Here is a 10,914-nt window from a genome sequence, read left to right on the forward strand (position 1 = left end):
TATCCTGATCGTCTGATTTTCATATATAAGAACGGTTAAACGTCATGCTTGAAATTTATCAACGTCGCAATCTGATCCTGACCGAAGCCAACCCGGGACCACAGGTCGATTATGTGGTGACGTTGCAAAGCAACCTGACGGGTGTGGAAAATGTCTTTCCGGCACGCATGACGCTGCGCTATGTGCCCGACAGGCTGATCCTGAAAACCGACTGTCTGGCGGATTATTACGCCGAAATTTCGACCATCACCTTCGAAAGCTTCGAGGCAGCCGCCGTGTTGTTGATGGATGATTTCAACAACGAACTGGTGCCGCGCTGGATCAGCCTGCGTCTGGATAAACAGACCGCGGACAATGATCAGGTCTTCCATCACGAAACCGCCCTTGAAGACCGTCAGCCGAAATGGGGCAACCCGCGCCTTCTCGATCGTCTGGAACGGTACTGATCAGCGGAACGGGTTTCCGTGCACCCATTGGGTCAGCGAATAGCGCAGACCCGCGGTTGTCGGCGCCACACGGTGCAGAACAAAGCTCGGGAAAAAGATCGCTGTTCCGCGTTCCATCGGCGCATCCAGGAAATTCCCCGCCGGGTTAAGCTGCAACTGACCGCCTTCATACTGGTCGGGTTCGGATAGCTGGATCACCATGGTCAGTTTGCGCCGACGGGCGACTTCGGATGCGCCAACATCACTGTGCCAGTCATAATGACCGCGCAAGTCGCCGGCATAACAGGCGATCTGGGCTTCTTCGGCAAAATCGGTCAGGGCAAAGTCAAACACATTGCGGTTCACATCGGCCACAAGGTCGATGATCCTGCGACAAACAACCGGTTCCTGTTCTTCGTTGAACCAGGTGATTTTTGACCGGCGGATATGGGTTGCGGTTTGCCCCTGTACGAGGCCGCCTTCGTCCATTTCATGCGCAAAGCCCGCAATCAGACGATCACAGGTGGCTGCGTCCAATGCGTTCGGGACGATGGCAAACATTTCTTCTGGAAACATTCACGACATTCTCCATGCCGCACAGGACCGGTATTGGTTGCCCCGGCCCCAAAGACAATTCTTTGCGGTGAATTGCTATTACGACCAAACTCCCCCCAATACCAGCAAATTTGCCGCTATTGGCCATGACATAATTCACAGGGATCTATGCAAGATTGATCACCCTTCCGCCCGCGGCACTGCCGTCTTCGGGATCGTGGGTGACCATCAAGGTCGGAAGGCGGTTTTTACGGCATTGTTCAAACACGAATGACCTGAACTGACCGCGCAATTCGCTATCAAGTTTCGAGAACGGCTCATCAAGCAACAGCGCACAAGGTTCGGACAACAAGACGCGCAACAAGGCCACACGCGCACGCTGCCCACCCGACAGGGTTACCGGATCGCGATCGGCAAACCCGTCCATATCCGCATTTTCCAGGGCGTTCTCAACCAGCATGCGTCGGTTGGCTTTGCCCTTGACTGAAGCCGGTAGCGCAAAGGCCAGATTGCCGCCAACAGACAGATGCGGAAACAATAAATCATCCTGAAACAGAATACCGACATGGCGATCCTGGGGCGGGCATCCATCAAGGCATCTGCCATTCAGAACGACCTGTCCTGAAACATCAAACTGCGCGGGCAAGGTGCCACAGATATGGCCAAGCAAACTTGATTTGCCAGAACCGCTTGGCCCCATCAGGGTGACGATTTCACCAGGCGCAATCACAAGATCAACCGCAACCAGTTCCTGCCCGCCGAGACGGATACTGACAGTGCGAAGTTCAAGCCCGGTTTCGGAATAATCCGATGGCATTTTCTATCCCCTGTTCTGTGCATTCATGCCCCGCCGATCGCGGAACAGGATGGCCGGTATCAGCAATGCACAGGCAAATCCGGCAAATGGCAAAACCATCTGCAACAATCCGTAGATCCCGATCATGCGGCGGTCGCCCCCCGATGCCAGTGCCACGGCCTCGGTCGTGACGGTGGCAAACCGCCCCGCCCCGATCAGAAGTGTTGGCAAATATTGCCCGACCGTCACCGCCAGCCCAACCGCCATCGCGGTCAGAACCGCACGGGTCAGCAATGGCAAACGCACGTGCCAGAATACCCGCATTGGTGATGCCCCAAGACAAAGTGCCGTCTGCCCGTATCGCGGATCAAGTGCCCGAAACGGATCAGACAGCGACAGGAAAACATAGGGCAACACAAACACCAGATGCGACAGCACAACCGATATCAGGGTCCGTTCAAGCCCGATCAGGGTAAAAAATACCTGCAACCCGAACATGAAGCTGATCTGCGGCACAATCAGCGGCAGGTAAATCAGCCAAATCGCCCCGCGACCGGGTTTGTGACGGCTTCTGGTTTCGTGTTCCAGACACCCAAGAACAAGCGCAATCGCAATCACAACAGTCGGCACCGCGATCAAAAGCGTGGTGACAAGGCTGCTTCCGATCGCGTCATATTCGCGCTGCCAAAGACGCAAACTGAAACTGCGGGGCAAAATATCGGGAAATCCCCAGAACCCGGCAATGCTCCAGACCAGAAGAACCACAAGTCCCAGTATCAGGGCCCCGGCCGACAATCCGGCCAAAACCGCGCTTCCGGCGCGCATGCCACCATCATGGCGGAACCGTTGGCCATTGGCGGCGATCTGGCGCCCGGTCAGTGCGATGATCCGTTCCCCGGCCACCCAGATCCCGATGGCCACCACAACGACAAGCAACTGCAAGATTGCCGCACTTGATGCCATGAACCGCAATGCGAGATCAGGATCGGACAGCCACCCCAATATCCGAACCGCCAGCGGTGCCGGTGTTGTCGGGCCCAGAATGATCGCAACATCAACAACCGACGTCGAATAGGCCAGAACCGCCAATACCGGCAATCTGATTTGCGGGTAAATCCGTGGCAATGTCGCCTTGAACCATCCGGCAATCCGGCCATAGCCCAATGTGGCGGTAATCTGGGCGGTGCGGTCGGTATCGGCCTGCGGCAAGGCTGCAAGGCTCATCAAAAACAGAAACGGGATTTCCTTGGCGACCAGCCCGGCAATCATCGCAATCCCCAGCGGATCATGAATGATCGCGATATCGGGCGGGCGATCCCATCCGGCAAACTGGGCAATCAAACGTGCAATCCAGCCCGACGGCGCAATCAGAAACGCCAGTCCGAATGCCGCGGTCGCGTGCGGAACCGCCAGGATCGGTGACAATATCCGCTGCATGGCCCGAAAAATCCGGGTGCCCTGCCAGGCGGCACAAAACAGCATGACAATCGCAACCGACACGAAACTTGCAATCAGGCCGTTGACCAGCGACAGCCGCACTGACTGCCAGATCCCCGGTTGCGCGAAAAGGGCGGCCCACGGATCAAGTCCGGGCTCAGTTCCGCCAAGTGCTGGCAAAATGCCAAATGCCGGCAATAAAGTGCCAATCAGCCCGGCAGATACCGGGCCGATCATAAAGGCAATCGTGATGATGGGGACAAATCGCAACATGCGCGATTATTGCACCACGCCGTAATGTTTCTGCCATTCGGTTTCGACCAGCTCCATCCAGCTTGGATGGGGTTCAGGCAAAACCCTGCCACGTTCAGCCGGTGCAAGGGATGCAATGCCAAGATCAAGATTGGCAAAGGCTTCCTGCATGTCGGCAGGCAGCTTGCCCATCGCAAGAACCGTATCAGCGCCCCAATATTGCGGGTCCTGTTTGCGCAGCTGGGCTTCCGGTGACATCAGGAAGTCGGCCAGAACCACCGCACCGGCCTTTGCCGATGCGTTATAGGGGATGGCCACAAAGTTGGTATTGCCCAACGTGCCATTGTCAAACACATAGGATCGCACCGTATCGGGAAGCTCGAACGCCTCGATCGCCGATGACACTTCGCCCGAGCTGAATGAAAACGCGATATCGATTTCGTTATCGCCAAGCAGGGTCCGCATCGCCGCCCCGTTCTGCGGATAGGCCTGACCATTGCGCCACAATAGCGGCTGCAAATCTTCAAGATATCCCCAAAGCGGTTCGAGAACCGCCTTGGCATCAACTTCGTCAGCCGGTTGCTGCAAGACCTTGGGGTCTTTGACCAGTTCGGTCAGAATCTGTTTCAGGAAGGTCGATCCCATATAGTTTGGCGGCTGCGGATAGGTAAAGCGCCCAGGATTTTTTGCCAGCCATTCCAGCAAGGCTTGCGCGGATTTCGGCACGCTATCAAGTTTGGCGGTGTCGTAATAGAAACTGACCTGTGCCATGCCCCACGGCGCTTCTAGCCCGTCGGTCGGAACGGTAAAATCGTTGATCACCGTGGGTTTGCCTTCAACATCGACATATTCGAAATTTGGCGTTTCTTCGACCCACGGACCAAACAGCAATTCATTGCGCTTCATCGCGGCAAAGTTTTCACCGTTAATCCAGATCATATCAACCGCACCGCCATCATTCACCCCGGCGGTCTTTTCCGACAGCACCTTGGTCACGGCATCGGCGGTATCGGTCAGTTTGACCTGAACGACCTTGACCCCGTAACGTTCAAAAACCTGATCACCGGCCCAGGCAATGTAATCATTGATGCGCGGCTCCCCGCCCCATGCATGCCAATAAACAGTCTGCCCGCGGGCCTGATCAAGAACCGACTGCCAGTTCCCGACATCGGGGGCCGGGTCCGCATATGCCGGCAATGACACCGATGCTGTTGCAATGCCTGTCGCCAGGGCCAACGCAGAGACAAAAGCACGCATTCTTGAACGCATATCGGACAATCCTTTTCACCTGATGACCTGTCATCATACCCCATTTTGATATGGGCATGACCATGGTTAGCCGTTTGATTTTAGTGTTGGCATTTTTTAAGCCCGCCTTGGGTAAAATCAATTCACGCTTGCGTTAGAACACGATGAGCCACACCTTATCTGCGGTCAATTTTTGTCTGTGCTGCCTGTTACGGGGTTTTAATGATGTTTGAATGGATGAGCGACCCGCACATGTGGATGGGTCTTGCCACCCTGACCGCGCTGGAAATCGTTCTCGGGATCGACAATATCGTTTTTCTGTCAGTGATCGTTTCCAAACTGCCCCCGAACCAGCAGGCATCGGCACGCCGGGTCGGATTGCTGGCCGCGATGGGCATGCGGCTTGGACTTCTGGCCGGGATTGCCTGGGTCATGCAATTGACCGCCCCGCTGTTTTCCGCCTTTGGTCAGGAAATCAGCGGACGTGACCTGATCCTGATCATTGGCGGGCTGTTTCTGATTGCCAAGGCATCCAAGGAAATTCATCACACCATTGACGAACCCGAAGAACACGGGCCGGGCAAAATCATGTCGGGCTTTGCCATGACCATCGTGCAGATCATGCTGCTTGATATGATTTTCTCGCTCGACAGCGTGATTACCGCTGTCGGTCTGGTTGATCACATCTCGATCATGGTGATCGCCGTCATCCTGTCGGTTCTGGTGATGCTGGCCGCGGCCAAGACCATTGGCGACTTTGTTGAAAAGCATCCGTCGGTCAAAATGTTAGCGCTATCATTCCTTATTCTTGTCGGGTTTGTGCTGTTGCTTGACGGTGTCGAAATTCACGTCCCCAAAGGGTACATCTATTTCGCGATGGTCTTCAGCCTTTCGGTCGAGACGCTTAATCTTCTCAACCGTAAACGCAAACTGAACCGTCGCGCACAAGAGACAGGCCAATGAAAAAAGTTTCTCCGCCGCAATGTCTGCAAAATGCGTTTGATGCCAACAATCTTGGTCATATTGACGTATTCGAATTCCCCGATGGCACCCGATCCGCGGCCGACGCGGCAAATGCCATCGGCTGTGACATCAGTGATATCGGGAAATCTCTGGTCTTCATGACCGAAGCCGGCAAACCGGTGCTGATCATCATGAACGGGGCCGATCAGGTTGACCTGAACAAGGTCGCAAGCCTGATCGGACTTTCGATCCGCAAGGCAGATGCCAATGAAGTCCGCGAACATACGGGTTACGCCATTGGCGGTGTCCCGCCCTTTGGCCATGCCCATCCGGTTGAAACCCTGATTGATGCCAAATTGCTGGCAAAGAAAACCATCTGGCTTGCTGCGGGCACACCCAAAACGGTCTTTGCCCTGACCCCGGATGAATTGCGCAACGTTACCGACATTGAAACCGGGGTCACGATTGCCGTGTGATCAACGGACGGTATTTGCAAGAAAGCATATGCGGGGTGTTGAAACCCGCCTGATCGTCACCTGACCGCTTTGATATTGTTCGGCTTTGGGTGGGTCGGATGTTTTCCTTGCCTGCAACGTCAAGGAACGTGACCTCAGTGCTGCGTCGCTTTGCGTTTTGTTCCTTGTCAAAGCGCGCTCGCCAGGCACCGACAAAATCGTCTCAGGCGCATCAGCCCGGGCCTTAGATCAGGCCATCATCGCGGGTTGCCGAACGGGTGCCGATTTCATCAAGTTCGTCCTGTTCTTTCTTTTCTTCTTCTGCGCGTTCGGCTTCGGCCCGGTTGCGTTCGGCGATCTCGGCTGTTTTCAATTCCTTGAAGGCATCGGCAACTTCATCGCGAAAGGCATCGATCTTTTCTTCCTGCTGGGCGATCATTTTTGAAATTGCTTCGCGCTCGGCGATCACCGCATTGGCAAACCCGCCATAGGCAAATCCGGCCAGTTCGGGATTTTCCGCCGCAATTCGCTGTTCGTTGATCACTGCCTGTTCAAGTGCTTCTTTCTCGGCTTCCAGTTTGCCAAGAACCCCCAGCATTTCACCAAGTTCACGCTGCTTGTCATCAAGCGCCCATTTGCGCATGCGCACCAGTGTTTTGAAATCCTTGGCCATGGATTATGTCCTGCTGTTCAGGCTGCCCAAGCGGCCCTGACGGCCACGCCTGTCATGTGGCATCCCCATCATCGGTGCACTAGCCTTCTTTTTTGTCGCGGCGCAGGGCGCGTTTGGCATCATTGAGTTCGCGTTCACTGCCAGCGCGTGACCGGCTGTTGACCTTTGGCCCGCGATTGATTTTCGGACCGATCGACGGCGGCGGTGCCGGCGCGGGTGCAGGCATTTCATCGGGGATACCGTGTGGCGAACCACCAGCCTGGGCGTTTTGTTGTGCGGCCTGCGCCTGTTGGGACTGGCGCCCCTTGGCGATACGGGGGTCTTCGGGTTCTTCGGCCAGAAGATCCAGACGACGGGCCAATTCGACATATCCTTCATTCAGGCGCGTGCATTCTGTTTTGCGCTGTTTCAGGAATTCCTCGATCAGCGGGAAATAGTGGATCGCCTCGTCAACTTTGGGATCGGTCCCCTGGCGATAGGCCCCGAGCCGGATCAGCTCGGCCATGTCTTCGTAGGTTGCCAGCAACTGACGCGCACGCGCCACGATCTGGTTTTCTTCCTCGCTGTTGCAGCCGGGCATGGTACGCGACACGCTGCGCAAAATATTGATCGCCGGATAACGCCCCTGCTCGGCAATCGATCGATCCAGCACCACGTGCCCGTCAAGAATACCGCGCACCGCATCGGAAATCGGTTCGTTATGGTCATCGCCGTCAACAAGAACGGTAAACAGGCCGGTAATCGATCCCTGCCCCGGGCCACCGGGACCGGCACGTTCCAAAAGACGCGGCAATTCTGCGAACACGGTTGGCGTATAGCCCTTTGATGCGGGCGGCTCGCCAACCGAAAGACTGATTTCGCGCTGGGCCATGGCAAAACGGGTCACGGAATCCATCATGCACAGAACATCACGCCCGACATCGCGGAAATATTCCGATATCGCCATGGTCATATAGGCCGCCTGACGACGCATAAGCGGTGGTTCGTCCGATGTCGCCACCACGACCACCGACCGGCGCAGGCCTTCTTCGCCCAGATCGTCTTCGATGAATTCGCGCGCTTCGCGGCCACGTTCCCCGATCAGCCCGACCACCGACACATCCGATGTCGTATGGCGTGTCATCATCGACAAAAGACTGGATTTACCGACACCGGACCCGGCAAAAATGCCCATACGTTGGCCGCGGCAACAGGTCAGAAACGTATTCATCGCCCGGATGCCAAGATCAATCTTGCCCGCGACACGCTGTCGCGAATGGGCCGATGGCGGCATGTTACGGATCGGATAGGCCTTGTTGCCCTCAGACAGCGGACCTTTGCCGTCCACCGGCTCGCCAAAGGCATTGACCACCCGCCCCAGCCAGCTTTCATCGGGATAGACCTGTGGTTGGGTATCCCCCAGTTCGACTTCGCAACCGATCCCGATCCCGTCAAGGATGCCAAACGGCATCAAAAGCGCGCGTTCATTGCGGAAACCGACGACTTCGCAAATCACTGCCTTGCCGTCGCGTCGCTTTACCTTGCAGCGGTCGCCAACCGACAGCGCCCCTTCGACACCGCCGATCTCGACCAGAAGGCCGAGCACCGCGGTCACGCGCCCGACAACCCGGTAATCGGGAATGCGTCTGAGTTCTGCGATGATGTTGCGACCAATCTGAAACACGCCCCGGACCTTCTCAGCCAGCAGTTGATTTCAATTTTTTCCAAGCAGGCGATTTTGATCCCCGAACATGACATGGGGGTGGCAAATCGCGCCGCGTCGTACCAAATATATTGGCATAATCGATGTTAAAAAGCTGTGTAGACAGCAAATCGCAAATTTTTTTGTTTGCGCGCCCCATGACGGTTAACGCCGCAAACCGTTGGGAAAACTCGCATTCCGGCCCCGAGTCGCTTCTTGTGATGAAAAAAAGTTAACGAGATGCGACTCGCCTGCTTGCCACGAGTCGCAAAGCAACGTATCGTTAACGGAATGGGAAAAAATTTCCCACCGACAAACGTTGGGGCGCTTGTCAAATATCCGGATTAACACGGACTTATTGCGGAACACGGTAACGGAGCAGAAACATGCGGGTGCTGCTTGTTGAGGATGACAACACCTATGCTGATAGCATCGAACTGATGCTTAAGTCGGAAGGCATGGTGATTGACACAACCGACCTTGGGGAAGATGGTCTCGAGATCGGCAAGCTGTATGATTACGATATTATTCTTCTGGACCTGATGCTGCCAGATATTGACGGCTATGAGGTTCTCAGACGTTTGCGCGACGCACGCGTCGACACGCCGGTCCTAATCCTGTCGGGTCTGACCGAAACCGAAGACAAGGTCAAAGGCCTTGGTTTTGGCGCTGATGACTATCTCACCAAGCCGTTCGACAAGGTCGAATTGCTGGCACGCATCCAGGCGATCGTCCGTCGCTCGCGTGGGCATGCCCAGTCGATGATTTCGACGGGCAAACTCAACGTCAACCTTGATGCTCGCACCGTCGATGTCGACGGATCGCCGCTGCATCTGACCGGCAAGGAATATGGCATCCTTGAATTGCTGTCGCTGCGCAAAGGCACGACACTGACCAAGGAAATGTTCCTCAACCACCTTTATGGCGGTATGGACGAGCCGGAACTCAAGATTATTGACGTCTTTGTCTGCAAACTGCGCAAGAAAATCCAGTCGGCAACCAAAGGCGACAACTACATTCATACGGTTTGGGGCCGGGGCTATGTCCTGCGCGATCCCGACACCAATAGTGCTGCGGCCTGATATCTGACCTTTCCTGTCCAAGCGCCCGGAAACGTCACAGCAGTGCTCGTTACACAAAACGCCCCGGTTCTGCACCGGGGCGTTTTGCATTTGCCACCCGTCAGGGCAAATGCACAAGGGGATGCACAATCCCGCTGACCTGCAACCAGTCAAAAAACTCGAACAAAGGCACGGCCAGGAAAAAGGCCAGCCCGTCACGCAAGGTCCGCCACAGAAGCTTCGGACGCACTTCGATGGCGTCCATATCCCTCCATGCCGAAAAACGCGGGCCAAACCGGGGAACCCGGGCCTGATAGCGCTCGAATTGCGGACCGAACAGCTGCGCCAGGGCCCGTTCCTCGCGCAGGATGACCGGCAGGAAGACCGCAACTGCGCCCAGAACAAAGATGGCCGAAATCACAAGGCTTCCGGTTTGCGCACCGACACCGGCTGCTCCGATAAAGCTGAAGACATAAAGCGGATTGCGGCTGATGGAATAGGGACCACGATCGGTAAGCTGCTGTGCCTTGCGCCCGCCGATATAAAGCGTACACCAGGCGCGGCCGAAAATCGCCACCGCGATCAGGCCAATCCCCCCCAGTTCGATCCCCTCGTGAAGCGACATCTGAACTTTGGCAACAGACTGGATCAGCGGCAATGTACCAAGCAACACCAGCGCAAGCGCCGCAATAACCAGCTTGCGGCGGCGCTGCAAAACAGTCAGCGCCTGACGCGGGGCTGCGACGGTCTCGGTCAATTGTGGGATCATATTCATTCCCGACGTTTCGGTTTAACGGAAACAGTCGGGGTCACACCGGCTGCCGACTACTTTTTGTCGTCCGGTTTGCCAAAACGTGATCGATCAAAGGTCGTGGACGGGCGTGTCGTTCCGGAAGAACTGCTTGTATTCCCGGTGCCTGTCGTCGGCCTTGATGTCGTGCCACTGCTACCTGTGCCGGTACCAAGCGGCCGGCGATAGGTCGAACCGGTGGTACCGGTCGTTCCTGTTGTCCCCGGACGGGTTGTCGAACCAGTACCAGTCGAACCTGACGGTTTGCTGAACGAACTTCCCGTGGTGCCGGTCGGACGCGTAGTCGACCCTCCTGCCCCGCCCAGCGGGCGCGGCGTTGTCCCGGTGGTGCCACCTGCCGTGCCGGTGGACCCGGTCGTTCCGGTGGTGCCAGGACGCGTCGTGCTGCCAAGCCCGGACGTTCCGGTTGCAGAGATCGGGCGAATGCCGGTTGTTCCAGTGGTGCCAGTGGTCCCGGTTGTCCCAGGACGGGCCGGGGTCGTCCCCGCACCGGCGGTTCCGGTGGTGCCGGCGCCGGTTTGCATATGTTTCGGTTTCGGGAAGGCAAAGCCCCCCGC

11 protein-coding genes and 1 pseudogene are annotated in these 10,914 nt (G+C 56.4%); 4 read left to right on the forward strand and 8 right to left on the reverse strand.

Features of this window, described 5'->3' with window-relative positions; all coding sequences use genetic code 11:
* Window positions 1-44: 44 nt before the first annotated feature.
* Window positions 45-446, forward strand: coding sequence for a hypothetical protein (locus tag AUQ42_RS05050; RefSeq protein ID WP_068518018.1), 402 nt, complete (start codon window positions 45-47; stop codon window positions 444-446).
* Here AUQ42_RS05050 and AUQ42_RS05055 read toward each other — a convergent pair whose 3' ends face one another.
* The 4 genes from AUQ42_RS05055 to AUQ42_RS05070 all read right to left on the reverse strand — a co-directional run bounded on the left by AUQ42_RS05055 (window position 447) and on the right by AUQ42_RS05070 (window position 4,734).
* Window positions 447-1,001 carry a 2OG-Fe(II) oxygenase gene (locus AUQ42_RS05055; RefSeq protein WP_068518019.1) on the reverse strand — a complete coding sequence of 185 codons (555 nt, stop codon included), beginning with the start codon at window positions 999-1,001 and terminating at the stop codon, window positions 447-449. It lies immediately after the preceding gene.
* A gap of 145 nt (window positions 1,002-1,146) precedes the next feature.
* On the reverse strand, window positions 1,147-1,797 hold the full coding sequence (locus tag AUQ42_RS05060) for an ATP-binding cassette domain-containing protein (RefSeq protein WP_068518020.1): 651 nt from the start codon (window positions 1,795-1,797) through the stop codon (window positions 1,147-1,149).
* Window positions 1,798-1,800: 3 nt separating this feature from the next.
* Complete coding sequence (locus AUQ42_RS05065; protein WP_068518021.1) at window positions 1,801-3,486, reverse strand: ABC transporter permease; 1,686 nt, start codon at window positions 3,484-3,486, stop codon at window positions 1,801-1,803.
* Window positions 3,487-3,492: 6 nt separating this feature from the next.
* Window positions 3,493-4,734: an ABC transporter substrate-binding protein gene (locus AUQ42_RS05070; RefSeq protein WP_068518022.1), complete on the reverse strand. Its 1,242-nt coding sequence runs from the start codon at window positions 4,732-4,734 to the stop codon at window positions 3,493-3,495.
* A gap of 201 nt (window positions 4,735-4,935) precedes the next feature.
* Between AUQ42_RS05070 and AUQ42_RS05075 the strand changes: the two genes are divergently transcribed.
* The gene (locus AUQ42_RS05075) at window positions 4,936-5,676 is read left to right on the forward strand and encodes a TerC family protein (protein WP_181848984.1); all 741 of its coding nucleotides are present in this window, start codon (window positions 4,936-4,938) and stop codon (window positions 5,674-5,676) included.
* Window positions 5,673-6,152, forward strand: coding sequence for a YbaK/EbsC family protein (locus AUQ42_RS05080; protein ID WP_068518023.1), 480 nt, complete (start codon window positions 5,673-5,675; stop codon window positions 6,150-6,152). Before AUQ42_RS05075 ends, AUQ42_RS05080 begins: the two co-directional genes overlap by 4 nt.
* A 223-nt stretch (window positions 6,153-6,375) precedes the next feature.
* On the opposite strand, the gene AUQ42_RS05085 is transcribed toward AUQ42_RS05080, so the two are convergent.
* Together AUQ42_RS05085 and fliI are read right to left on the reverse strand one after the other, a co-directional pair.
* Complete coding sequence (locus tag AUQ42_RS05085) at window positions 6,376-6,804, reverse strand: flagellar FliJ family protein (RefSeq protein WP_068518024.1); 429 nt, start codon at window positions 6,802-6,804, stop codon at window positions 6,376-6,378.
* 79 nt (window positions 6,805-6,883) lie between these two features.
* The gene (gene fliI, locus AUQ42_RS05090; RefSeq protein WP_068518025.1) at window positions 6,884-8,467 is read right to left on the reverse strand and encodes a flagellar protein export ATPase FliI; all 1,584 of its coding nucleotides are present in this window, start codon (window positions 8,465-8,467) and stop codon (window positions 6,884-6,886) included.
* Window positions 8,468-8,871: 404 nt separating this feature from the next.
* On the opposite strand from fliI, the gene ctrA reads away from it, so the two are divergent.
* On the forward strand, window positions 8,872-9,567 hold the full coding sequence (gene ctrA / locus AUQ42_RS05095; protein WP_068518026.1) for a response regulator transcription factor CtrA: 696 nt from the start codon (window positions 8,872-8,874) through the stop codon (window positions 9,565-9,567).
* 100 nt (window positions 9,568-9,667) lie between these two features.
* Here the strand turns inward: ctrA and AUQ42_RS05100 are convergent, their stop codons facing one another.
* Complete coding sequence (locus AUQ42_RS05100) at window positions 9,668-10,315, reverse strand: isoprenylcysteine carboxylmethyltransferase family protein (protein WP_068518030.1); 648 nt, start codon at window positions 10,313-10,315, stop codon at window positions 9,668-9,670.
* Window positions 10,316-10,371: 56 nt separating this feature from the next.
* Window positions 10,372-10,914, reverse strand: a pseudogene (locus AUQ42_RS05105) (hypothetical protein); the annotation flags it as partial.

The organism is Thalassospira sp. MCCC 1A02491, from assembly GCF_001613785.1.
In the GTDB taxonomy this organism is placed as follows: Bacteria; Pseudomonadota; Alphaproteobacteria; order Rhodospirillales; family Thalassospiraceae; genus Thalassospira; species Thalassospira povalilytica.

Coding starts and splice junctions, on each gene's coding strand:
- AUQ42_RS05050 (WP_068518018.1), top strand. CDS start 45: ATGCTTGAAATTTATCAACGTCGCAATCTGATCCTGACCGAAGCCAAC.
- AUQ42_RS05055 (WP_068518019.1), bottom strand. CDS start 1,001: ATGTTTCCAGAAGAAATGTTTGCCATCGTCCCGAACGCATTGGACGCA.
- AUQ42_RS05060 (WP_068518020.1), bottom strand. CDS start 1,797: ATGCCATCGGATTATTCCGAAACCGGGCTTGAACTTCGCACTGTCAGT.
- AUQ42_RS05065 (WP_068518021.1), bottom strand. CDS start 3,486: ATGTTGCGATTTGTCCCCATCATCACGATTGCCTTTATGATCGGCCCG.
- AUQ42_RS05070 (WP_068518022.1), bottom strand. CDS start 4,734: ATGCGTTCAAGAATGCGTGCTTTTGTCTCTGCGTTGGCCCTGGCGACA.
- AUQ42_RS05075 (WP_181848984.1), top strand. CDS start 4,936: ATGATGTTTGAATGGATGAGCGACCCGCACATGTGGATGGGTCTTGCC.
- AUQ42_RS05080 (WP_068518023.1), top strand. CDS start 5,673: ATGAAAAAAGTTTCTCCGCCGCAATGTCTGCAAAATGCGTTTGATGCC.
- AUQ42_RS05085 (WP_068518024.1), bottom strand. CDS start 6,804: ATGGCCAAGGATTTCAAAACACTGGTGCGCATGCGCAAATGGGCGCTT.
- ctrA (WP_068518026.1), top strand. CDS start 8,872: ATGCGGGTGCTGCTTGTTGAGGATGACAACACCTATGCTGATAGCATC.
- AUQ42_RS05100 (WP_068518030.1), bottom strand. CDS start 10,315: ATGATCCCACAATTGACCGAGACCGTCGCAGCCCCGCGTCAGGCGCTG.